The following is a 24,662-nucleotide window of genomic DNA, read 5'->3' on the forward strand; positions in this document are numbered from 1 at the left end:
TACTAGTTTTTACTTCTCCACACCTTTTTCACGCGTTGAATATGTTCTCTTACTTGCTCTACATCCTTACTAGTCATCGAATTTTTACTGTATTGAGCTGCTTCAAACGATACGAGCAGCTGCTCCAGCGTCTGCTTCAGTTGTGGATAGTGCGCTTTCCAGTGCTCGATCATCTCTCGCATCGTCATAGATGTACCAACAGGCAGACCAATTCGCTTACCTTTGTTCAGTAGACGATTAATTTCTAATACAATGATCTGGTTGTCCGTATACGAGATATAGCGGAAGTTCCGCAGTTTAAGCACAACTTGCTTTCTGTAACGAATAAGTGCAAAAGCCGTAACAGCAATTAATAGAAGCGCGCAGCTCCACCAGATCAGATTTCTCTGTGCATCAGTTAAGCTCCAGCCTTCATCAGCCGCTAAAGTATCCTCACCCGATACTGGAGGTAATAACAAATCGCTAAGTAAGTCTACCTCTTCCTCCGCTCCGAACTGTAGCGGCATAGAGAAGCCAGGAGTTGGCTCAAAGCTTACCCAGCCATAGCCATCAAAATAAATCTCTACCCAGGAATGAGCATCTGAGTTGCGAATTGTAAACGTTCCACTCGTTTCCTGTAGCATCTGTTCAATCATATAAGGATTACTTTCGTACATCTCTTCAATATTATTAGAGCCTGCTGTGTACCCGATTACCCAACGAGCTGGCATACCTAATGTCCTTGCCATCATAACCATTGCTGTTGAAAAGTAATCACAATAGCCCTGCTGCAGCTCGAATAAAAATTGGTCAACGAAGTCTTCAGATTCTCCTGTTAGTAGCGAAAGATCCGGCTTATTTGTATATGAATAATTCATACGCAAATGCTGCTCGAGCAGCAACGCCCGTTCATAATCATTCTTTCCTGCCTCCGTCACTGTTACAGCTAGCTCATGGACACGTGCAGGAACGATATCGGGAACGGATAGATACGCCTGCCGCGCTTCCTCATCCTCCAAGCTGGACAGTTCTCCAAACTCAGCCTTCGCTTCCTTCAAGCCTTGCTGATCGATAATTAATGCTTTGGATGCTAAGGTGTAGCTTGTAATCGGAAGATATCGTTCTTGTTCAGCTGATACAAGCGAGGATGTCGTGTCGTTCCACGTATAATCATCAAGTGGATAGTTGTCTGGTAGTAGCTCTATCCGTTGTTCCTCATTCGGGTTGGATGCGTCATATTGCATCTCTGTCAGCATTTGCGGATCGCCGTTAGAAAACAGCGCAAGCTGCTGCTCCTCCCGATGCACGATCACCTTTTGTTCTACGATGGAGTAGTCCGCTAGCGGTTCTGACGGAGGGTCAATCGGGACTTGAAGCCGAATCGACCTCTCAGTGCCAAGCTTGTCATCAATCCAGCCCTTTCCATCATAGAATGCCTTCGTTTCACCCTTCAGGTAGCCTTTATGAGATGTCGTCACCGTTAATGCGGGAGAGTAGTCATAGTTAAATCCACCACCGAGCTGAGAGCTGTCTCTGCTATATCCTGAGCTAGTGTTCAGATCAGGCGTAGATCCCCCTCCATAACCTTTGTTTCCTAAAAAGGCTGGAACTGATTCTCCTTTTGATTTCTTCCATAATGCATAGGGGTCTTCGAGTAGTGGAGGACCATGTGGCAAACTAATCGCGATCATCGTAATGACGGCGAGTACAGTAACAAACGGTACAAAAACAGCATGTGGTCTTTTCATGAGCTTACTAAAAGTACTATGATCTAACGAGCGATAATGCAAAATCGTGTGCCAAAGTAAAAAAATCACAACAAGCAGAATAACATTCATCCAAAGCTTTAACGGTGAAAACGAATCCCGTATCGTAATGATCAGTAATCCAATTGCAAATACAATAATTAGTCTTCGCTTATTTACGACGAATCGTTCCAATAGCAATAAGATCAAAACGACAGCCATCGTTATTTCTATAAAAGGAGAAAGTGTCGGAATGCGCTCAATAAAGCGCTCAACAACTTCTGGTTGCCGGTGCCAGGTTACTCGGAACGTCACGAATACCGCTATACACAGATCCATCGGAATTCGAAGCATCATCGGTCGTTTAGGAAAGATTAAATTAATCACCGTTATAACACTTAATGTCCAATAGATCGACCGATAAGTATCCTTCCACCAATAGCCTTGAAATACAGATAATATATCAACGATAAATAAAACTGCTAACAACGGAAGCAATCTTAAGAAGTGAGAACCTACGCGATTCATTAGCCCTCACCTCCCGCTGCTGCCGACCAATCCATATGAGCGGATAAGTCATAGAACGGGATGCCAGCATAAGCATACTGTGAAGCTATACGATGCTGCCCTGCGTTCTTGTTGGTGCTTTGTCCACTAAAGAAAACAATCGGCAAAAATCCTTTTTGCTTAAGAACATTAGCAGCTGCCAGCATATCCGTTGTAGCGTCTGAGGTAACAACCATCACCGTGCTTGCTAGCGGAAGCTCTACAACTGCTCGCTGCAGCAGTAAGCTGAGCGGACGCTCTCCATCTGGCTCAACCGTAACCAAATGCTTCATCGCTTGCCAATAGCCCGACGTTCCGTGAAATTGACTACTGCTCCAAAGCTCCTTGCCTGGCGACAGTAAAGTAAATAGCTGTTGCTGCTGCATGCCGTATTGAAGCAATGATGCGCTGATTGAAACTAATGCCTCAAAAGCATCGTCCTCTAATGAACTTGAGGGTTTTCCTGAGGGCTTTCCTAGATAACGATCCAGAATAACAATCCCTTTCGGCATCGCTTCTTTTTCAAAATCCTTGGATTTCCATTGACCTGTACGAGCTGTCGCGTTCCAATGCACGCGACTTAGACGGTCACCATGTACATAGTCGCGAATGCCACTCTGCTGATTACTCTCTTTAGCATATCGATCCTTGGAATGAAGGTGAAATTGCCCCTTTCTTCCGCTAAGCAGCTGTTCCCAATTTACATTATTTAGTATACGGGGCAGCACTTGAAGCTGATTCTCTTGCTTCAACGTGTGCTTGAATTCAAGCAAGCCGAACACATCAAAGGTCGAGCAGCTAAGCTGCTTAAAATGATATATGCCCCGCTTCATGTTTTTAATCTGATAGCCCCATTCCATCTCTCGAAATAAATTAGGAATTACAAGTCCTTCATGCGGAACAATATGACCGTTATGTCTAATTAACGTATCTTCAATCTTCATATATGGCATAGGTATAAAGCTGCGATGCTCTAAACATACAGTAACGTTAATCGTTTGTCCTGCCATAAACTGCTGGTCAATAGAGCCAATCGTTCTTGAACCTGACAGCTTTCGCATACCTAGTACGCTAACGAGCAAGAGATATAGTAATAACGCGTTCAGTATACCGAACAATAGGACAGAGCTGCGCCCCCCTTGAAATAAATAAAATAACAAGCTTGAGCTATAACAGGTTAGCAGCATGAACCATTTTACTTTTGACATTTGCCTGCCCCCTATCTAAGCACAGATAGCGGAATGGGGGTTGATTCCAGCAGCTGCATTAGCACTTGTTCCGTAGTTACTCCTTGCATCCTTGCCTCCATACTAGGCAGCACACGATGACCAATAATTTGCAGAAAGAGCTCCTTTACGTCATCTGGAATGACATATTCACGCTTATGCAAAAAAGCGCGAGCGCGAGCAGCCTTCGCAAGGGAAATGGAAGATCGTGGGCTTGCTCCTAGCCGTAAATGAATATGATCTCGTGTCGCCTGAATGAGCGACATCAAATAGGATGCAACAGAATGATCAAGGTGAATAGCATCAACGTATTCTCTTATTAATAGAAGCTCATTAATCTCAATACATGGGATAATATGATCTGATGGATGAATGCGATCTATGTTTTGAACCATTGCCATTTCATCTTTGGCGGATGGATAGCCAAGCGACAGCTTCATCATAAAGCGGTCTAACTGCGCTTCTGGAAGGGAATAGGTGCCTTCAAATTCGATTGGATTTTGCGTGGCCAATAAAATAAATGGCTCTGGAAGCTTATAGCCTTCTCCATCTACTGTTACATAGCCTTCCTCCATCGCTTCAAGCAGTGCGGATTGGGTTTTCGTGGTGGCTCGATTAATCTCATCGGCAAGCAGCACATTCGTATGCACTGGTCCGCTACGGAACACAAACCGCTGCTCTGCGGGATGAAAGATCGATACCCCCGTAATATCGGTTGGAAGTAAATCCGGATTACATTGAATTCGTCGGAATTGACCGCCTAAAACGGTTGCGAGTGATTTCACAAGCTGCGTCTTACCTGTGCCTGGAACATCTTCTAGCAGTACATGGCCTCCAGCTAGGACCGCTATCATTAATCGCTCAATTTCACTTTCTTTTCCGAGAATAGCTGTGCTTAATTGCTGCAACATTTGATTACAAGCCTGCATGGCAATTGAACGATTGTTCATAAGATTTCCTCCTACATCTAATCTTTCAAGGCGCTTATTCATGGCTGTATATTCCAATTATAGAGCAATTAAATAGCGATATATATCAAAAACATAGCAATTCTGATTTATTGTAATTAGTTACAATTTCCTTTGTTACTTTGTCTAAATGTAAACCGAGCAATATGTACAGAGTAGGTAGATGCACAGATTTCAATTTATTTAATACTATGTAGTATTCCTCGAAATTTTGAAAAGAAAGGTGTGTGAGCATTTGTCACAGCTACATTACTTTTTAACAGGCAATACAGCACAAGGACATATGAGTCTCATCCCTGAAGCATTAAAATCGATCCAATATTTATGCATAGTAGATGGACCTTATTTATCTGACAACAGTGCAATTATGCAGCGTTTTTACGAATCGTTAAAGGACGAAGGTGTGGAGCTCGAGCTGATACATCATCCCTCTGATCCCGATCATCTGCAAGGGATAATATTTCCTGCGATTAATTTAGCGATATTAAGCTCAACACCACCCCACCGAATATTGGCAGAAAAGCATCAGGAATCTGTTACTACGTTGAATGTATATGACTTTTACAATATGGAAGTCATCGATGCACAGCGCGCTACCCTTGATGACTTAACGGTTCGCATTACGGAATTGCATCAGGAAGCATACAAAGGCTATGCCCAGGCACTAAACATACATGATGAATGGGAAAAAATATATATTGATCAAAGCAGCTTTAAAGCGGCCAATGCCTTTGCTGAGCAGCTGATGCATAAGCTACTCCCAGATCGTGAACCACGTGGTCGCTCATCAGATACGAAGTACCGCTTTCTTGGAGCCGCGACGCCAAAAGGAGCTGTTGACTTTGTTCCAGAGCTAACGTTGGGGCTTAAAAGGTATTTAATTAAGGGTAGACCAGGCTCTGGAAAATCAACGCTGCTGCGCAAGCTTGTGGCACGCGGCACTGAGCTGGGCTATGATCTAGAAATTTATCAGTGCGGACTAGATCCAAAAAGCTTAGATATGGTCATATGTCGTGAGCTTGGTTTTGCTATTTTCGACAGCACCGCTCCGCATGAATATGAACCTACTTTTGATACGGATGAAATCATTGATATGTACGAAATTTCGATTAATCCAAGTACAGATGATCAATTCAAGGATGAGCTAGCGGAAATATCAGCACGCTATCGTGAGCAAATGAAGCAAAGCAATAAGCTGCTTAAAGAAGCAGAAGTGCTAGAGCATAAACGAGCAGAGCTGACACAATCAGCCTTAAACATGGATAGCCTTAACCAAGCTGAGAATTTGATCGTACAAAGCATTAAAGCCTTCATTAATAGGAGTAAATAATAAGAAAGGTCAGATCACCAATGAAGTGCTCTGACCTTTAATTATTTTTCAACTCGTCTGCATCATTAACCCTTTGGCTTAACAATTAGCGCTGCTAAAAACGAGAAGATAATGGCAGAGGAAATCCCCGCACTCGTTAGCTTAAATATTCCTGAGATGACACCAATCCATCCGGTTTCCTGCAGCTCAGTCAATGCGCCGTGCACCAAGGCATTCCCGAAGCTTGTAATAGGAACAGTTGCGCCTGCACCTGCAAAATCGACTAATGGCTCATACCAGCCTAATCCATCAATAATTGCTCCTGCAACAACAAGAATAGACATCGTATGACCGGGTGTTAGCTTTGCAACATCAAACATAAGCTGGCCAATGACACATATAAGCCCACCTATAATAAACGCCCACACATAGATTAGCATTTATTCCACCCCCTTGCCCTTTAATGCAACGGCATGAGCGATACAAGGGATGCTTTCGCCTTGCTGGAAAGATACTGGACTAAGCAATGCTCCGGTCGCAACGATAAGCACCCGACGCAGATGCCCTTTATTAAGCTCATCGATAATATGGCCATAAGTAACGACGGCTGAGCATGCACATCCACTACCACCTGCTTGTACGGGTTGGTTAGCGATGTCATAAATCATTAACCCGCAATCATTAAATTGAGTTGTTTGAATAGGCACCTGCTCTTTCATGAGTAGATCAGTCGCAATTGGATGTCCAACCGATGCTAGATCTCCCGTTACGATTAGATCATAATCCTTCGGTGTACGATTCATATCATTCAGATGTGCGATGATCGTATCAACAGCTGCTGGTGCCATGGCAGCGCCCATATTGAAGGGATCAGTGATCCCAAGGTCTATCACTTTACCAATTGTCGCGGCTTCAATGGCGGGGCCATCTCCATCTAAAGCTACAACGGCCGCACCTGCACCTGTAATCGTATATTGTGCAGTAGGAGGCTTTTGTGCACCATACTCTGTTGGATAGCGGAACTGCTTCTCAGCTGTACAGTTATGACTGCTCGTAGCAGCCATGCCTTTTTTAACTGCGCCTGTACTAACGAGCTGTGCAACGATTGCTAGAGATTCCATTGAGGTGGAGCATGCCCCGAATACACCTAAGTATGGAACGCTTAATTCTCTGGCAACGAAGGTGTTGCTAATAATTTGATTAAGTAAGTCTCCACCTACATAGATCTGCAGGTCATCCTTAGTAAGATTTTTTTTGGAGAGTGCTAAGGATGTAGCCTCTGATAGCAGCTGCCGCTCTGCCTTTTCCCATGTTTTTTCATTAATATCAAGTGAATCATAGCATTTATCGAAGGTATCCTTCAGCGGCCCTTTTGCCTCATCGGGACCAACAACGGTTGCAGTACTAATAATGTGAGGCTGCCTTTGAAATTTCCATGTTTGTTGACCCGTAAGCATGTCAATGTCCTCCTATTCCAAATACGAAATAAACGATCCCTACAAAAAACGCGGCAACGGTACCAAATACAATGACCGAGCCCGCTAATTTAAACATATTGCTGCCTACGCCAAGGACAAGCCCTTCACTTCGATGCTCAAGAGCAGCAGAGCATACAGAGTTTGCGAATCCAGTTACAGGAACTGCTGATCCTGCACCAGCAATCTGCGCAAATTTGTCGTAAATACCAAGCGACGTTAAAATAACCGAAATCAAGATTAAGGTAGCTACCGTTGGATCAGAAGCCTGTTCCTTTGTCATTTTGAACGCAAACATGTAAAATTCAGTAACACCTTGACCGAAGCAGCAAATAGCTCCACCAATGAGAAAAGCTCTGATGCAATTTTTCAATAAGCTTCGAGGCGGCTCTTTTGTTTTTGCAAAGTTTTGGTATTCTACAGCACTTAAATTGGATTTTGAGTATTTTGTAGGTGGTTTTCGTTTTTGTTTACTCATATTTATCCTCCTCGCTTCCACTCTTATTGTTTACCACTTAAAAAAAATCTATGTAAAAAAGATGCCGCTCCGTGAGATGGAACAGCATCTAAACTAAAGGGTTGTATATAATTACTACAAAAAAAGTTTTACACGATGGTATTGTTTCCGGTTTTTGGTTTTTTTCACTGCTTCTCTTGCGTTTGCTGTCATAATCTCTGCGGGTTCAGAAACAAATATCGTATACAGCTCGTATCAACATATATAACAAATGTACAGAGGTCACTTATGCCGATCAAAACCTTTATGTCTTATGTTTGTCACCCATTTTTAAGTCTTCTATGTATGTCCTTTTTATGTATGGCAACTGTTCTGATGCTTGATGATCGAATTATTCGTTGCAGTCTTTTTCTGTTAATGATTCAATTCTAATGTTGTTATACAGCGCTTTATTTATGCTTTATCCAATCCTTGTTACAGCCTTTGCACTGCCTTCATTAATGATGGATTACTTCCAGGTTAAATACTGGGCTCGCACCGTATGTTTTATTGTACTGGGAGTAGTATGTATGTTTCTCAATACGATACTAAGCGACTACGGCTTCCTATATGCCGTCATTGCCATCAGCTTTTCGGTGGTTGATTATTTCGTCCATAAATACCAACGTCGTTCCGCACAATGACCCTCATCGCTGAACATTCAGCGTTCCGCACGAATACCTCCATCGCTGAACATTCAGCGTTACACACAAATACCTCCATAACTGAACATTCAGCGTTCCGCACGAATACCTCCATCGCTGAACATTCCTGCGGAATGAGGGGCGCTGATGGAGGTATTGTGCTTCACTGAGGCTCTTTTTTTCTTTCGCTTATACTGAGATGTTCTATTGTTGGACGAATCAGGTTGTTGCCGATCTTTCAACGTTCCGCACGAATACCTCCATCGCTGAACATTCCTGCGGAATGAGGGGCGCTGATGGAGGTATTGTGCTTCACTGAGGCTCTTTTTTTCTTCAGCTTATACTGAGGTGTTTTCTTGTTTGACAACTCAGGTTGTTGCTGATCTTTCAACGTTACACACGAATACCTCCATCGCTGAACATTCCTGCGGAATGAGGGGCGCTGATGGAGGTATTGTGCTTCACTGGGGCTTCTTCTTCTTTAGCTTATACTGAGATGTTTTCTTGTTGGACAACTTAGGTTGTTGCTGATCTTTCAACGTTACACACGAATACCTCCATCGCTGAACATTCCTGCGGAATGAGGGGCGCTGATGGAGGTATTGTGCTTCACTGGAGCTTTTTTCTTCTTTCGCTTATACTGAGATGTTTTCTTGTTGGACGAATCAGGTTGTTGCTGAACATTCAGCGTTCCGCACGAATACCTCCATCGCTGAACATTCCTGCGGAATGAGGGGCGCTGATGGAGGTATTGTGCTTCACTGAGGCTTTTTTCTTCTTTCGCTTATACTGAGATGTTTTCTTGTTGGACGAATCAGGTTGTTGCTGAACATTCAGCGTTACACACAAATACCTCCATCGCTGAACATTCCTGCGGAATGAGGGGTGCTGATGGAGGTATTGTGCTTCACTGAGGCTCTTTTTTTCTTTCGCTTATACTGAGATGTTCTATTGTTGGACGAATCAGGTTGTTGCCGATCTTTCAACGTTCCGCACGAATACCTCCATCGCTGAACATTCCTGCGGAATGAGGGGCGCTGATGGAGGTATTGTGCTTCACTGAGGCTCTTTTTTTCTTCAGCTTATACCGAGGTGTTTTCTTGTTTGACAACTCAGGTTGTTGCTGATCTTTCAACGTTACACACGAATACCTCCATCGCTGAACATTCCTGCGGAATGAGGGGCGCTGATGGAGGTATTGTGCTTCACTGGAGCTGACTAAACTGCAGCGCGCTACATCGTCATCAAAGTCGTGCGTTTTGAACTACCTATTACAATGAAGGTTCAAATATTCGGCTTTCAGGATCAAGAAGATGGAGCGCTAGTAGAAAACAAGTAGCGCAGCGTACGTTTTTGGTACGTGAGCAACGGAGTTTTCGCTAGCGCTCCATATTCGACGTCGACTAAACTACAACGCGTTACATCGTCATCAAAGTCGGATATTTGAACTACCTCTACTACCTCTTAATGATCATTACGCCTTTTTGAGGTACTTGAACCTCCCCACTAACCTCCCGATCCGTTAGCAGATCGACACCTGCAATATCGCCCAAATTCACCTTAGCTTCTTCGGCATTATGATTAAGCACGAACAAGTAACGATGCTCGCCTTTTACTCGCTCAGTTACCTCTACTCCAGCTACAGGCTCAACAAGCGGCTTAATTCCACGCTGGTCGATGATTGTTTCTACGAGGTCAGAGAGGAATGCATCGTCTCCATTCGTAGCAACATACCATGCATCTCCTTTACCAAATGCATTGCGAGTCAGCGTCGGCATGCCTTTATAGAAATCTGTACCATACGTGGCAAGCACCTCTGCACCCTCACTATGGATGAGGTCACATAGGATGTTGCACGAATAAGTTCCGTTCAATTTTCCGTATTGCTCATTCATGACGATTTCATTGCTTTGCGATGGTAGCAGTGCATCGATTTCCTCTGCCCAAATGCCTAGCACCTTGCGCAGCTCACCTGGATATCCACCAATCGTTACAATATCATTCTCATTAACAATCCCGCTGAAGAAGGTTGTAATAAACGTCCCACCACCAGCAACAAATGCTTCAACCTTTTCTGCGAAGCCAGGCTTCACCATATACATGACCGGAGCAACGACGATTTCGTATTTATCGAATTGCTCTTCTACGCTTATCATGTCTGCTTGAATATTATGCTTGAAGAATGCATCATAATAGCGATGAACTTGATCAACATATTTCAAATCGATCGTTGGGCCGCTCGTTAGATCAAGTGCCCAACGGTTTTCCCAGTCGTACACGATACCAACCTTAGATTGATGGCGTGAATCTAGCAGCTCATCTCCTAGCTTAACAAGCTCATTGCCAAGCTCCGTCACTTCACGGAACACACGAGTATGCTCATGTCCAACATGCTCGATTACTGCTCCATGATACTTTTCGCAAGCACCGATCGAGCGTCTAAGCTGGAAGAACATTACCGTATCTGCACCATGCGCTACCCCCTGATAGCTCCACAGTCGCATAACTCCTGGACGCTTTAAGGAATTGTACGGCTGCCAGTTTTGCTGGCTCGGTGTTTGTTCCATTAGCATGAACGGCTGTCCGCCTTTTAGTCCACGCATAAGTGCATGGGACATTGCCGTAAAGCTAAACGGAGTATCTAAGGATGGGTAGTTATCCCAAGAAACAACATCCATTGCTTTCCCCCACTTGAAGTAGTCCAGCTCAGGGTACGTTCCCATCAAATTCGTTGTAATTTGAACATCCTTAGAATGCTGACGGATAGCATCATATTCGAGCTTAAAGCATACTAGCAAACTATCAGATTGGAATCTGCGGTAATCTAGTGAAATCGTTTGGAAATTCGTACGATTGCCTGCCCATTCCTCACTAATCGCGTTCGGTGGAACGATTTCTGCCCAATCATAGAATGTATGCCCCCAGAATGACGTGTACCATGCTTTGTTCAATGCTTCGATCGTTTGATAACGCTCTTTCAGCCAACCGCGGAACGCTTCAGCACAATTGTCACAATAGCAGTAACCGCCATATTCATTGGAGATATGCCAGACGACTAATCCCTCGTGCGAGCTATAGCGTTCTGCCAAGCGAGAAGCCAGCTCTACGGAATATTTACGATACGTTGGGCTATTCGGGCATGAATTATGCCTTCCGCCAAATTTACGCTTACGCCCTTCATAGTCAACACGTGTTACATCAGGGTAACGATGAGCCATCCATGCTGGATGGTGTGCTGTACTTGTTGCAAGACAGATATAGATATTATCCTGTGTCAATCGCTCAATGATAGAGTCAAGGCGTGAAAAATCATACGTATCCTCCGAAGGCTGAATCGCAGCCCACGAAAAAACGTTCACCGTTGCAATATCAATATTCGCAAGCTTAAACATGCGAATATCTTCTTCCATTGTTGCAGCATCCCACTGCTCAGGGTTATAGTCGCCGCCATACCATAGCTTAGGCAATTTATCATTAATCATCTTATCTCTCCTCTTAATACAGCGAAGAGCCCATCACTGGGCTCTTGCCTATAAACTATGCTATTACTTAGACCACATTTCAACGCGTTTCTTAATAAGCTCTGAATATTCAGCGTTCATTTTAGCTACGTTGATTTTATCTAGCTCAGCCATGAACTCATCATATACTTTATCAAAGTCAGCTGGATCAGCTAGAATCGCTTGTGGAATATATTTCTTCATAATGTCTTGAGATTTTTGGAAGATAACGTTAGCGTCAGAAGCAGTATCGAAGTTAATTGTCCAACCTGCACCGTATGCACGCTCTTTGAATGCATCATCTGCTGGCCAGAAATCTTTGTATACTGTTTTTCCGTATGCAGCAAGAGTTTTCTTATCTGCTTCGGAGTATTGAGCAACAATTTGGTCTGGGAAGTTTGTAGTGAAGTAGTTGCCTGTAGAATCAAGCACACCATCACCATAACGAGCAGACATAAAGTAGTTACCAATACCTGTTTGCTTTTTGAACGTGTTGTTGTCATTTACTTTCATATCTAGAACTTCAGGAATGATTACACGTTTACCGTCTTCCACAGTATAGTGTTGACCTTCAATACCCCAGTTTACAAGAATTTGACCTTCTTCAGAAGCTAGGTAGTCTAGGAATTTAATGATACGAACTGGATCTTTTGCATCAACTGTAATACCAATACCATAGCTCGCTAGGTAACCAGTACCCATGAACGAAGCATCTTGATAGCTTTCGTCAAGCGTTACAGGGAAGTTTGCATACGTTTGTTCGAACTTGCCTTCAGCTTTCAATGCGTTTTCAGCTTCAGCATAATCCCAGTCTTGGTCGATAATACCTAGTACGCGACCAGATGCAATTTTAGATTTATATTGATCGTATTTTTGAACGAAAGACTCTTTGTCAAGCAAGCCGATATCGTTCATATGGTTCAACCAACGGAAGTACTCTCTTTCTTCAGGACGTTGGTAGTGCATAATAACTTCATACGTGTCTTGGTTAACATAGAACTCACCATCATCTGGTGCACCTGTTGCATAGAACGCAGGGTTTGTAACAGAGATAAGGATCTGCCACTCACCACCATTTAGAGATAGACCAATACGAGGTTGACCATCCTCAGTTGTTGGGTTTTTCTCTAGGTATGTTTTAATTGCATTTTCGTAGTCTTTTACAGTTTTAATTTCTGGGTAGCCAAGCTCTTCAAGCACTTGGTGCTGAATTTGGAAGCCGCCGCCAGCATCAAAGTATGTTTGACCAACACCATCAAGCGGAAGAACATAGATGGAATCGTCTTCTGCACTGTGAACAAGACGGTTGATATACTCACCATATACTTTCATGATGTTAGGTGCATGCTCTTCAAGCAATGGACGAAGATCGATTAATGCACCCGCATCAACTAGCTTGTTCACATTACCTTTAGGCATAACTAGATCTGGATACTCATCACTTGCAACCATGAGTGCGAACATATCGGCATCAGAGCCGCCAACAGGGAACTCCTGCTCGATCGTAATACCTGTTTTCTCTTTAATGAACTTACCGATATCACTTTGCATGTTATCCCATTGTGGGTTTGCGTCGCCTGATGCAAGGCGAAGTGTCATTGGTTCAAGGCTAGCTTCTTCACCAGAATTGCTGCTGCCTGAGTTTGTTGAACCTGCATTGTTGCTGTTGTTGCCGCAAGCTGCCAAGAACAACATTGTCATAACTAGCAGCAAGCTTAGACCCAATTTTACTTTCTTCATGTTAGTGCCTCCCTTTTTATGTGTGTTTGTATATTATGAGATGCTTAGCTTTAGGTCAAGCATCTCAGTAATATCAATGAAGCTTGATTAGCTTTTTACTGCTCCAAGAGTCATCCCTTTAACAAAGTATTTTTGAAGGAATGGGTAAACGACTAAGATCGGAACAGTTACAACGATTGTAATGGCCATTTTAATGGACTCCGGAGAAACGGATGCAATGGCTTGCTGTGCATTCGGATCACGGTAGTTTGTACTCGATGAGGTAGATTGTAGAACCTTCATCAGCTCATACTGCAACGTCGTTAATTCTGGACTACGACTGTTGTACAGATACGTATCAAACCAAGCGTTCCAGTGTCCTACCGCAACGAACAGTGCGATAGTAGCCAATACTGGCGTACAGAGCGGAAGGATGACCTTCCAGAAGATTACGAAGTCATTGGCTCCATCCAGCTTAGCAGATTCTTGCAGCGCAAGCGGCAAGCCGTCAATGTAGGAGCGAACAATAAACACGTTCCATACACTTAATAGTGCAGGCAGTAGATAAACCTCGAATGTACCAATTAGGCCAAGGTGACGCATAAGCATGTAGCCTGGGATTAATCCGCCAGAGAAGTACATCGTTGTCGCGAATAACGGTGACATCCATTTACGAGCTTGGAAATCTACGCGGCTAAGCGTGTAGGCAAGCATCGAAGCCGTTAGTACACCGATCAAAGTACCTAATACGGTACGAATGACTGTGTTTTGTAAACCAGTTAATAATGTGTCATATGCAAAAATGGTTTTATAGTTTTCAAGTGTGAACTCACGCGGATAGATCGAGATCCCGCCGCGAACGGTATCAACGGAGTCATTAAATGAAATCGCTAATACGTTAAGGAATGGATAAAGCGTTACAATACCTACGACAATCATGAAGAGGATATTGAATACATCAAACGATTTATCCCTAAATGAGCGTTGATTCAACAGACCTTTTTGTGTACTCATCGTTATCTCCTCCTAGATGACAGATTCTTTCGTAACCTTTTTGTAAATAAAGTTGGCAAGGAATACGAGAATGATGCTGACTACCGAGTTGAAAATACCGATTGCCGTACCATAAGAATACCTACTTAAGTTTATCCCGTAATTCAGTGCATAAAGGTCTAAGACTTCCGCATAATCGTTAACTAACGGATTACTTAGCAAGAATTGCTTTTCAAAACCGATACTGATTAAGTGACCAATTGAAAGAATGAACAATACCATAAACGTCGTACGAATACCAGGAAGTGTGATATGCCACATTTTTCTGAAGCGTCCCGCTCCATCTACTGTTGAAGCTTCGTACAGCTCAGGATCTATTCCAGACATCGCCGCGAGGAAGATAATAGTGTTCCAGCCTGTTTCCTTCCATGCATCAGCGATTGTTACAATACCCCAGAACCATTCACCTTTAGCCATAAACTGAATTGGCTGATCAATAATATGCAGTGCCATTAAAAGTTCATTGACAGCGCCACCGTCTGTAGACAGCATTTTCGTAACGATCCCTGATACAACAACCCACGATACAAAGTGTGGCAAGTATGCAATGGTTTGAATCGTCCGTTTGAAAAATTGCTGACGGAGCTCATTTAGCAAGAGTGCAAATATTACGGGAACTGTAAAACTAACGATTAGTCCCATTGAGCTCATTGCTAGCGTATTACGTAGAACTAGATAGAAACGCTCGTCCGAGAAAAGCTCAATAAAATGCTTAAATCCGACCCAATCCTGATTAAGTATATTGTTACGTGGTCGATAGTTTTGGAAGGCCATCAACCATCCCCAAATTGGTACGTAACTAAAAACAATAATCCAAATAACAAATGGTAGAGACATAAAATATAAATATTTCTGTTGTACCATTGTTCGAAAGAAACGCTTCGTACTGCTTATTTTCGCTACGCTGTTTTGATTTGATGTTTGCGATTTCATTCGATTTCCTCCTACCCTCAAGATGCTCAATCAATACGTATCATTTTCGTACCCTTAGTTTAGTACAAATGTAAGCGCTCAAATACCCAAATAATTTGTCATAAAATCATATAACTTTATCGATTTTCACTGCAAAAAACAAAAAAATAACGAGACACTCCTGAAAAATCACCTTATTTTCATATATTATTTGGACAACGGCAAAAAAAATATGCCCAAAACCAAACATGGATTAATTTGGCTTAAGGCATATGTAATAGAGTTTTAACAATAATTAACGTTAAACGTAATGCTTTATTTCGTTATATTTTGTTTTCCGCCTGGCTTATAAGCGGATGGAGAGACTCCTTTATATCTTTTGAATTTACTATGAAAATAATCTACATTCGCATATCCGACTAGCTCTGCAACCTGATGAACTTTTTTTCCTTCTTGTAAGAACTCAATCGCCCGATTAATACGAACTTGATCAAGATAGGTGTTAAAACTCTCCCCCGAATGGTTCTTGAAAAGCTTGCCAAGGTAACCACTATTATAGTTAAAAATCTCAGCCATCGTCTCTAGACGCAATGGTTCCATATAATGTCGGTCAATGAAATCCATCATCTGCTTCATAACCGAGGTGTTACCGCTCTCGTTCTGATTTAACCGTTCAATGATGGAATAGATTTTTTCCTTCAATTGATCCAGCATAATATGGTTATGATGGGCTAGATAAAGCGTTGTAACAATTTTCAAGTCTTGCTCAAGCTGTAAACGAGGATGAATCGAGCTTAACCTGTTAATAACGAAGGTTAGCAGCTGTGCCCAGCCATTTTTTATTTGCTGCTCATACAATCCTAGTGCCTTAAACTGCTCGTCCGTTGAAATCAGCAGTTCATCTACTAGCTCCCTATTGCCAACATCAATGCTATATAAGAGACGCTGCGATGATTGATCGATGACCATCGCTGTCGTTATGTCTTTCTCAATCGTATCCCGAGTCAGCCTATCAACGATTGAATCTAATGAATACATGCTGTTCTCTTGCAGAAAAAATCGCTGCTTCAACAGCTCCTTCATCTCTTTTACTTGGTTGTAGAGCGTTGCGATTGATTGCTCTTCATTACTTGCTAATGCAACGAAATATATCTGTTCTCCACATGCACTTTCCAGCTGCTCAACGATACGCTCCTGCTTTGAGCTATTCATATGGATATTATAGGACAGAATGCCGATGTAGTTTTCATTGGCAAACACTTCCCCCCAGCCCTGCTCCTCTACAAAATCGCTAAGCTGTTGCTTAATCTGATTGCGAACGGTCAGTGAGTGCTCTCGACTATACGTATCGATCATAATGAGCGTAAGTTCTTGTTCTTGTGTAGAGAACAGTCGCTCCCAGTGCTCACTCGTTAGCTCCGCATCTGTTAAATCCATAGAGATAAAAGCTTTTAGCCATTCATCCTTCAATAAGCCAAGCGTTTGCTCGCTAATTTCTAGCTCATGCTGCTTATCTTGCAGCTCTCTGCTTATTTTTTCAATAAAATTAGTGAGCTCTACCTCATCAATCGGCTTAAGAATATAGCCATCAACGCGATACCGAATAGCTTGCTGTGCATATTGAAACTCACCATAGCCACTTAAAATAAGAATTCGACTCCTTGAACCAAGCTTGCGTAGCTCACTGATTGTTTGCAGCCCATCCATAATCGGCATTCTAATATCGATTAGAATAAGCTCCGGGCGATGCTCTTTATATTTTTCGAGCGCCTCCACTCCATTGCTCGCAACAGCACAAACCTCAAATTGATATTGCTCCCACTCTATAAGCGTTTGCAGGCCTTGTCTGATCATTGGTTCGTCATCAACAATCATTACCTTAAACATGTAGTTGACCTCCTGTATTTATTGAAAAAGAAACGAGCGTGCCTTTTCCTCGTTCCGAATGTATGCTTAAGCCAGCATCAGTGCCGTAAATCATCATCAGGCGTTGATGTACATTGCGAAGACCAATTCGGCCCCCTTCCTGCTCCTCTGACTGATTAATCGCTTGCATAACTTCCTCTAATCGCTCCGGTGACATCCCATCACCGTTATCAGACACAGAAACATGGAGCATTTGATCCTCGAGCTTAACGGTAATCGTTATTTTTCCTTCTTCTAATACTTGATCCATGCCGTGCACGACTGCATTTTCAACAATCGGTTGAATTAATAACGGCGGGAGCTTTACATCAACAGCTGTTTCATCGATGTGCAGGTCGAATGTTAATCTCTCCTGACCAAATCTAAATTGCTGAATGACCAAGTAGTATTGAATAACCTCGATCTCATCAGATAAATAGATTAAGCCACTGCCAACCTCCAAATTTTTGCGAATATATTTACCTAGCATGCGTACAATATTCGCTAACTCCTTATCACCTTTCATATGTGCATGCATTCTGATCGATTCCAATGCATTGAATAAGAAATGAGGGTTGATTTGACTGGCCATCATTTTCAGCTTAATTTCACCTTGCTTAAGCTCCAATTGGTTCCGTTGATTTTCAGTAACGCGAACCCTCTCCATCAAGTCACGAATGCTGCTGACCATATTATTAAACTGTTTAGATAATAAGCCCACTTCATCTGTACCTGATATCGTTGAGGTTACGGTTAAATCACCGGTGCTGAGCTTATGGATGTTTTTAACGAGCGACAATATTCGCTTCGATAGTAAGGAAGAGGTCATATAAATAAGTACCATAGATATAAAAATGCTGATCAACATAATCATTAAGCCATCTTTAGATATACGGTTCGCCCCATCCACGATGGAGTCAATGGTAAAGATCGACATAATCTTGAATCCGTTCTGACTATATTGCGGCTTCACTTCCTCGATAATGATGCGAGAAGGCTCACCATCAATATCCATCTCATATTGTCCTACTTCCCAGTGATGCCCAACAGAAAAATGCTGATCTGATAGCGGAGTTCCTACGAGCTTAGGATCTTTAGCCGCAACAATGATCTCTGAGCTATCGATGATATACGTATCGAACGTCTCTTGTCGGACAATGTTTTGCAGTGCCTCTGGATTAATATTCATCACGAGCACTCCGTTTGAACGATATAAAGGAAATTCAACCTTGCGTACTAGAGAAACAAAGGATTGATTCCTTTTCGTTTCATCAGGAATATAGCCCCAATAAATAAATCCACTCTGATCAGAATAATTATACCAATTTGTATCTGTAATATCCTTCGTCAGCTGGATAAACTCCCAGTTGTTTAATAAAGTAGGGTTGTTCATATAAAACCGAATATTGTAGATCTCACTGTACAACTTAATAAATTCTTTAAAGTCTTGATAGTTCTGATACGCTTCCACGACTTCATATGTGCTGGCATATTGCGTGTTCATTAAGGTAGAAAGCTGATTATCACTCATCAGTATACCTGATATATCAATCGGACGCTGTAATACATCCTCAAGCTGCGATTTGATCCGCTCGACGTTGTTATAGGATTGCTCTGTCGCTTGTTCAAGCACATGATCACGAAACTGCCCCGTTAAATACATACCTACAATAACGATAGGTACAAAAGCGACCGCAATAAAGGATATAAATAGCTTCTTCTTAAGCCTAATATTATCAAGCAGCGATAATATTTTCTGAATTTGCCTGTACAGCATCGTGTATACCTCATTTGGTGTTATTTTAGTAGTCCCATTAAAATATGATAACACATCCGTAAAAAAACGATAACCCACAGGGAGCATTCGCATGCCCTCTGCGGGTTATCATTATTTCCCACTATATATCTTTACACGACTTGGAATCCGCTTAGCTTGATCGAACCATGAAGTACTATAGTAAGGTCGTTCCCTAGCTTCTCTTGAAGCTCCGCTATAGCATCGCTCCACTCCTGCTCACCTGAAGCAGCGATGTTAAGCTCTGCAATAAGCTTCTGCGCAGAATACAGAATGAGCTTACCGCCTTCACTTCCACCTGCCACTCTAGCCTTGAACTGACTAGCAGCTTTAGAGCTGTCGACGTCTAGGAAAGTAACTTTCCCTTCTCCTTGCTCCTTAGCGATGACACAAGTTGTGCCTTCCTTCGATTCATCCAAGTAAACTGATTCATACGTATCATAATTCTCGGCACGAGTCCAAGCTGATAGATCACGAGCCGGTATCACTTCGCCCTCTAGCTGTAGCTCAAGCGAATGATGCAGCTGCTCGGAGGTTGAGCCTACGGCTAATGTGTACGTCGCTTGCTCCAGCACAAAGCGATCGCGCGTAACGTCCCACATCATCAAATAGTCCTTTGCTATCGGCAGCGATACGACTTTAGTTTCCCCAGCAGCAACAGAGACGCGAGCAAAGCCGACTAATTTTTTACGAGGTCTTTGTACACGAGAATTTGTAACCGTGACATAAAGCTGAACAACCTCGTCAGCCGTAAGATCAGACGTATTCGTCACTTCTACAGAAGCGATGAGCTCATCTTGCTCGTTGAACGAATCAGCAACCGTAAAGTTACGATATTGGAAGGTAGCATAGCTTAAACCATGACCAAATGGATACAACGGTTTTTCGTCCAAGTACAAGTACGTACGCTTTGACGTCATAATATCATAATCCATAATATCAGTAAGCTGCTGCTCGGATTGATACCATGTCATATTTAGACGACCTGCTGGCGAATAGTCTCCAAAGAGCACATCTGCGACAGCATGTCCCAGCTCTTGACCTGCATGCGAAATATAAAGTATTGCCGGAATTCGATCCGCAAGTTCTCCTAATACAAACGGATAGCCGCCAACGAGGACGACGACTGTATTTGGATTTACGGAAAGCACTTCTTCTATTAATTTGCGTTGATCCGCTGCAAGCTCAAGGCTTGGACGATCAATTTCCTCTTTACCATTAATTAATGGATTATTACCTACAACGACAATCGCTTGCTCTGCTGCAGCAGCTAATTCCTTTGCCTCAGCAATGCCATCCTTAACTTTATCAACCGTAATCAGATCCTGTTCTGTGGACTGACCGTTTTCATCGACCGTTACAAACTCATTTATAGCGGTTGGAAGCTTAATCGCCTTATGATTCCAAGATTGAATGGAGAACAAGTTATCCCGTTGCTGCTTAAGGCGAATAACCTCTTTAACGAACCATCCATAGGCTTCATCCGCGCTAGCTGCTAGATGCTTGTCATCAGCTGTAGTAAGCAGCTTACCCGTTGCTACGTTCATAAACGTGTAGCTTCCGCAATCCCAATCTGTCAATTCGAACACCGTTGCCTGCTGTGAACTGTCAACAAGCTTAAGCTTTTGATCTTGGTCTTCGTCCACAGCAAAACTTCCACGAGCGCCTGACGACAGCTTTACATGGTCATTGCTCGAAGCAAACGAAACCTGCGCATTGTCCAGCTTACTTTTCACAGCATCCAGCACAGATACTTTATATGGAAGGGTTCCAGCATACCAATCACGGTAAACGACATCCGCTAGAGGACCAACGACAGCAACAGAGCCTAGCTGCTTAGATAGTGGCAATTGCTGCTTCTCATTCTTAAGCAACACAATAGATTCTTTCGCAGCCTGCAGTGATAGCTCAGCATGCTCCGGTGCCATTAGCTTAGACTCTGGCGTATTGGCGTATGGATTCAATTCCTCAGGATCAAACTCTCCAAGCATAAAGCGAACTCGGAATGTGTTAAATAGCGCCTGATTGAGATCAGCTTCTGTTAACAAGCCTTCCGTTAATGCCTCACGAATCGCGGCACATGATTTTTCTTTATCATCCGTAATGCTGTCAATGCCCGCTTTAATAGAGTGAGCAACAGCATGCTTATATTCCTCGAAATAATGATGGTCGTTAACGATGCCGAGCAGATCGCCTGCATCACTTACTATAAAGCCATCCATATTCCATTCTTCTTTTACTACCTTTTTAACGTCATCCATTACAATTGTCGGGGTGCCGTTTACAGCATTATAGGAGGTCATCATCGACTTCGCTCCACCCTTAACGAAGGCTGGCTTGAACGCAGCTTGATAATATTCCTTCATATTACGAGGGTCAATGCTAGCTGAGCAGCTACCACGATTCACCTCATTATTGTTTCCAATAAAGTGCTTAAGAGTTGCAATCGATTTATAGTAGGTAGGATGATCGCCCTGCATTCCTTTTACAAGACCAGCTGTCAGCTCGCCAGTAAGCACAGGATCCTCACCATACGCTTCTTCTGTACGGCCCCAGCGCGGATCACGCTCCATATCGACAGTTGGCGCCCATAGTGTTAGTCCGTTAACCTCAGGGTTACGCTGATAAAACACACGTGCCTCATCACCAATGACTGATCCGATCTGCTGCATCAGCTTGTCATTCCATGTGCAGCCAAGTCCAATCGGCTGAGGAAAAGAGGTTGCCTCACCAAGCCAAGCCATACCGTGTGCCGCTTCTGTACCATGCTTATAGGCTGATACACCGAGACGCTCAATAGCTGGCTGATATTGCACCATGGATTCGATTTTTTCATCCAATGTAAAACGTGCGATTAAATCCTTCACTCGCTCATCTAGTGGAAGGGTATGATCTTGGAACGGATAGTGCTTATTGTTAGTCATCTCATTCTCTCCTTTTCATGCCATGCATTTTCATTCTCATATACTAACCTATTGCTATGCCAACTGAACCCGATACGTATGTCCCGCAACAGTTTCAATGACTTCGTTACCGTTGTAGCTTATTCCCGACGTCTCATCAATAATGACGATGGAATGTTTATAGCTAAGCTGCAGTGGCTTTCCATAAAGCGATAAAATTGTCGCCTCAGTAAGCTTACTGTCCTCCCACTGAATGCTAAGCTTAAAGCCTCCTCTTGCCATCAAGCCACTCACTTCACCAGCCTCCCAAGGCTCAGGTAAAGTCGGCAATAATTCTATCGACTCACGATGACTTTGCACAAGTGCCTCCGCCATGCCAGCGATCCCGCCAAAATTTCCATCAATTTGAAATGGAGGGTGTGCATCGAACAGGTTCGTATATGTCGATCTTTCAAGCAGCGTACGAATAAACGTATACGTATCTTCCTTCATTCCAAGTCGTGCATAGAGGTTAATAAGCCATGCACAGCTCCAGCCTGTATGTCCGCCGCCATGTGAAATACGACTGCCTAAGGTTTGTCGTGCGGCCTCGATAAGTTCAGGCTGTTGAATCGTTGTACCTGGGTATAGGCCGTACAGATGGGAAACATGACGATGTCCAGGCTCATGCTCTTCAAAATCAACATCCCACTCCTGAAGCAGCCCTTTATCGTTAACCTTCAGCTTCACCATTTTTTCAAGTGCAGCGGAAAGTTCAGTTCGGAAAGGCTCGTCCTCATTAAGCAGCTCAGAAGCTTCAATAACATGCTCGAAAAGCTCTCGAATTAGTGTCATATCCATCGCTGATGCTTGAGCAACACTGCTCACTTTGCCCTGATCATATACGAATTTATTTTCCGGTGATGTAGAAGGCGATGTAATGAGTTGCCCTTGTTCATCCTCAATTAGCCAGTCCAAGCAGAACTGCGCAGCACCCTTCAATAGCGGATACGCTTTCTCTTTAAGATAGTCTAGATCTGGATGGAATAAGTATCGCTCCCATAAATGCTGTGTAAGCCAAACGCCGCCCATCGGCCAAAACGCCCAGCTTGGATGCCCGCCCGTTGGACTAGACATTCTCCAAATATCCACGTTATGATGAGCGACCCAGCCCTCTGCCTTATAGTGAATTTTTGCCGTCCTTGCACCAGTTTCGGCCAGCTCCTCAATCATTTGAAGCAGCGGCTCATGACATTCACTTAACGACAAAAGCTCTGCAGGCCAGTAATTCATCTCCGTATTAATATTCGTTGTGTAATCACTATTCCAAGGCGGCTGAACCCGATGATTCCATATTCCTTGTAAATTTGCAGGCTGTGTTCCAGGTCGCGAGCTTGTAATTAGCAGGTAGCGCCCATAATTAAAATATAAGCTCTCCAAGCCTAAATCCATTGCGCCCTGCTTGTAGCGAGCCAATCGCTCGTCGGTTGGCAGCTCATGTCCCTCTTCTGCTCGTCCCAAAGTAAAGCTCATTCGTTTATACAATCGTTGATGCTCTAGCCTATGAGCATCCATAAGCTCTTCATACGTATAACCCTTGATCGCATCCAGCACCGCTAGGTTATCCTTCGATAGCAAGGAATAATGCTGATGCGGCTGTTCATCAAAGGCGGTAAAGCTCGTTGCAATACTGCCGATAAAATAGACGTAGGTTGCATCCTTGACCTTAATACCTTCAGCTGTGTATTCAACAGAACCATCACTTAACGCACGCAGCTTTGATTGGAAAATAATCCCTCGATCTTCCTCGTATTGTACCGCGTATGGGTGGTCGCCAAAATAATTGTCCGCAATATGAGTAGGGCAGCGACCTTCAATCGTATAATCCTGACTTGAAGAGCTGCTATTAGACGGATGTGGCAGCGAAAAGCTAGCCTCTAGATCCATCGCTTTGCCTTCACTGCGATAGGTCAGTGCGAATATTTGATGCGGAACGCTTACCCATGCTTGTCTTGTATATCGAGCACCATCAGCTTCAAGCTCCATAAAAGCAACGGCTGTTTCAAGATCTAATCCGCGCTTGTACCCTGCAGCTTGCTCCGGTGCATTAAGCCATGTTACGAACAAATCCCCAAACGGCTGGTATGCTTGACAATTAAGCGCTAACATTTTTTGTTCAATTAACGCCTCTGCTTCTGCATACTTCCCTGCTGCTATGAGCTCTCTTGATTGTTTAAGATAGCGCAGCGCCTCATAATTATTCGTATCTCTTGGGAAGCCTGACCACAAGGTATCCTCATTTAACTGTAGCCGTTCACGTGAGATTGAGCCAAACACCATAGCACCAATTCTACCATTACCAATCGGCAACGCCTCTTCCCATTCGTTAGCCGGCTGGGTGTAATATAATTGCTGATCATTTCTGTTCATTATCCCAAGCTCCTCTAAAATGAATATTATGTTTATCTTACGTTACGTTCAAATCAAGTAACACCCAATACTTTCTCA

General features: G+C 43.2%; 16 protein-coding genes. 2 read left to right on the plus strand and 14 right to left on the minus strand.

Going from position 1 to position 24,662, the window contains the following annotated elements:
- Positions 1-2: 2 nt before the first annotated feature.
- Genes NSQ99_RS13455 through NSQ99_RS13465 form a run of 3 tightly spaced genes read right to left on the minus strand, consistent with a single transcriptional unit; the run spans position 3 to position 4,446 of the window.
- Positions 3-2,252 (minus strand): transglutaminaseTgpA domain-containing protein, encoded by a 2,250-nt coding sequence (locus NSQ99_RS13455; RefSeq protein ID WP_340837181.1) that lies wholly within the window; start codon positions 2,250-2,252, stop codon positions 3-5.
- Entirely contained in the window at positions 2,252-3,478 is a 1,227-nt protein-coding gene (locus tag NSQ99_RS13460) for a DUF58 domain-containing protein (protein WP_340837182.1), read from the minus strand. Before NSQ99_RS13460 ends, NSQ99_RS13455 begins: the two co-directional genes overlap by 1 nt.
- Positions 3,479-3,489: 11 nt before the next feature.
- Positions 3,490-4,446 carry an AAA family ATPase gene (locus NSQ99_RS13465; RefSeq protein ID WP_445670518.1) on the minus strand — a complete coding sequence of 319 codons (957 nt, stop codon included), beginning with the start codon at positions 4,444-4,446 and terminating at the stop codon, positions 3,490-3,492.
- A 253-nt stretch (positions 4,447-4,699) separates the two neighbouring features.
- Here NSQ99_RS13465 and NSQ99_RS13470 point away from each other — a divergent pair, with 253 nt between their 5' ends.
- Entirely contained in the window at positions 4,700-5,794 is a 1,095-nt protein-coding gene (locus NSQ99_RS13470) for a hypothetical protein (protein ID WP_340837183.1), read from the plus strand.
- Between the two features lie 65 nt (positions 5,795-5,859).
- Here the strand turns inward: NSQ99_RS13470 and spoVAE are convergent, their stop codons facing one another.
- The 3 genes from spoVAE to spoVAC are packed head-to-tail and all read right to left on the minus strand — an operon-like array spanning position 5,860 to position 7,726.
- Entirely contained in the window at positions 5,860-6,213 is a 354-nt protein-coding gene (gene spoVAE, locus NSQ99_RS13475; protein WP_251665751.1) for a stage V sporulation protein AE, read from the minus strand.
- A complete protein-coding gene (spoVAD, locus tag NSQ99_RS13480) occupies positions 6,214-7,230 on the minus strand; it encodes a stage V sporulation protein AD (RefSeq protein WP_340837185.1) in 1,017 nt (338 codons plus the stop codon).
- 1 nt (position 7,231) lies between these two features.
- A complete protein-coding gene (gene spoVAC / locus NSQ99_RS13485; RefSeq protein ID WP_251665753.1) occupies positions 7,232-7,726 on the minus strand; it encodes a stage V sporulation protein AC in 495 nt (164 codons plus the stop codon).
- Positions 7,727-8,160: 434 nt separating this feature from the next.
- Between spoVAC and NSQ99_RS13490 the strand changes: the two genes are divergently transcribed.
- A complete protein-coding gene (locus NSQ99_RS13490) occupies positions 8,161-8,388 on the plus strand; it encodes a hypothetical protein (RefSeq protein ID WP_340837187.1) in 228 nt (75 codons plus the stop codon).
- A gap of 1,457 nt (positions 8,389-9,845) precedes the next feature.
- Here NSQ99_RS13490 and NSQ99_RS13495 read toward each other — a convergent pair.
- From NSQ99_RS13495 to NSQ99_RS13530, 8 genes are all read right to left on the minus strand, one after another.
- Positions 9,846-11,870, minus strand: a complete 2,025-nt coding sequence (locus tag NSQ99_RS13495) for a beta-galactosidase (protein ID WP_340837189.1) — start codon at positions 11,868-11,870, stop codon at positions 9,846-9,848.
- A gap of 63 nt (positions 11,871-11,933) precedes the next feature.
- Positions 11,934-13,628, minus strand: a complete 1,695-nt coding sequence (locus NSQ99_RS13500; protein WP_251665756.1) for an ABC transporter substrate-binding protein — start codon at positions 13,626-13,628, stop codon at positions 11,934-11,936.
- A gap of 87 nt (positions 13,629-13,715) precedes the next feature.
- The gene (locus NSQ99_RS13505; RefSeq protein WP_340837191.1) at positions 13,716-14,621 is read right to left on the minus strand and encodes a carbohydrate ABC transporter permease; all 906 of its coding nucleotides are present in this window, start codon (positions 14,619-14,621) and stop codon (positions 13,716-13,718) included.
- 12 nt (positions 14,622-14,633) lie between these two features.
- Positions 14,634-15,524, minus strand: coding sequence for an ABC transporter permease (locus NSQ99_RS13510; protein WP_432806902.1), 891 nt, complete (start codon positions 15,522-15,524; stop codon positions 14,634-14,636).
- A gap of 363 nt (positions 15,525-15,887) precedes the next feature.
- Entirely contained in the window at positions 15,888-17,459 is a 1,572-nt protein-coding gene (locus NSQ99_RS13515) for a response regulator transcription factor (RefSeq protein WP_251665758.1), read from the minus strand.
- The gene (locus NSQ99_RS13520; protein WP_251665759.1) at positions 17,452-19,254 is read right to left on the minus strand and encodes a sensor histidine kinase; all 1,803 of its coding nucleotides are present in this window, start codon (positions 19,252-19,254) and stop codon (positions 17,452-17,454) included. Before NSQ99_RS13520 ends, NSQ99_RS13515 begins: the two co-directional genes overlap by 8 nt.
- Before the next feature lie 131 nt (positions 19,255-19,385).
- Positions 19,386-22,196 carry a glycoside hydrolase family 3 C-terminal domain-containing protein gene (locus NSQ99_RS13525; protein WP_340837194.1) on the minus strand — a complete coding sequence of 937 codons (2,811 nt, stop codon included), beginning with the start codon at positions 22,194-22,196 and terminating at the stop codon, positions 19,386-19,388.
- 54 nt (positions 22,197-22,250) lie between these two features.
- Positions 22,251-24,584, minus strand: coding sequence for a glycoside hydrolase family 95 protein (locus tag NSQ99_RS13530; RefSeq protein WP_340837195.1), 2,334 nt, complete (start codon positions 24,582-24,584; stop codon positions 22,251-22,253).
- Positions 24,585-24,662: the final 78 nt, after the last annotated feature.

This window comes from Paenibacillus sp. FSL W7-1287 (assembly GCF_038004245.1).
Taxonomy (GTDB): domain Bacteria; phylum Bacillota; class Bacilli; order Paenibacillales; family Paenibacillaceae; genus Pristimantibacillus; species Pristimantibacillus camelliae.

What these genes read in the sequence shown, in the direction of transcription:
- NSQ99_RS13460 (WP_340837182.1), bottom strand. Translation starts at nt 3,478, where the DNA reads ATGTCAAAAGTAAAATGGTTCATGCTGCTAACCTGTTATAGCTCAAGC.
- NSQ99_RS13530 (WP_340837195.1), bottom strand. Translation starts at nt 24,584, where the DNA reads ATGAACAGAAATGATCAGCAATTATATTACACCCAGCCGGCTAACGAA.
- spoVAD (WP_340837185.1), bottom strand. Translation starts at nt 7,230, where the DNA reads ATGCTTACGGGTCAACAAACATGGAAATTTCAAAGGCAGCCTCACATT.
- NSQ99_RS13525 (WP_340837194.1), bottom strand. Translation starts at nt 22,196, where the DNA reads ATGACTAACAATAAGCACTATCCGTTCCAAGATCATACCCTTCCACTA.
- NSQ99_RS13495 (WP_340837189.1), bottom strand. Translation starts at nt 11,870, where the DNA reads ATGATTAATGATAAATTGCCTAAGCTATGGTATGGCGGCGACTATAAC.
- NSQ99_RS13465 (WP_445670518.1), bottom strand. Translation starts at nt 4,446, where the DNA reads ATGAACAATCGTTCAATTGCCATGCAGGCTTGTAATCAAATGTTGCAG.
- spoVAE (WP_251665751.1), bottom strand. Translation starts at nt 6,213, where the DNA reads ATGCTAATCTATGTGTGGGCGTTTATTATAGGTGGGCTTATATGTGTC.
- NSQ99_RS13515 (WP_251665758.1), bottom strand. Translation starts at nt 17,459, where the DNA reads ATGTTTAAGGTAATGATTGTTGATGACGAACCAATGATCAGACAAGGC.
- NSQ99_RS13510 (WP_432806902.1), bottom strand. Translation starts at nt 15,524, where the DNA reads ATGGTACAACAGAAATATTTATATTTTATGTCTCTACCATTTGTTATT.
- NSQ99_RS13520 (WP_251665759.1), bottom strand. Translation starts at nt 19,254, where the DNA reads ATGCTGTACAGGCAAATTCAGAAAATATTATCGCTGCTTGATAATATT.
- spoVAC (WP_251665753.1), bottom strand. Translation starts at nt 7,726, where the DNA reads ATGAGTAAACAAAAACGAAAACCACCTACAAAATACTCAAAATCCAAT.
- NSQ99_RS13505 (WP_340837191.1), bottom strand. Translation starts at nt 14,621, where the DNA reads ATGAGTACACAAAAAGGTCTGTTGAATCAACGCTCATTTAGGGATAAA.
- NSQ99_RS13490 (WP_340837187.1), top strand. Translation starts at nt 8,161, where the DNA reads ATGCTTTATCCAATCCTTGTTACAGCCTTTGCACTGCCTTCATTAATG.
- NSQ99_RS13500 (WP_251665756.1), bottom strand. Translation starts at nt 13,628, where the DNA reads ATGAAGAAAGTAAAATTGGGTCTAAGCTTGCTGCTAGTTATGACAATG.
- NSQ99_RS13455 (WP_340837181.1), bottom strand. Translation starts at nt 2,252, where the DNA reads ATGAATCGCGTAGGTTCTCACTTCTTAAGATTGCTTCCGTTGTTAGCA.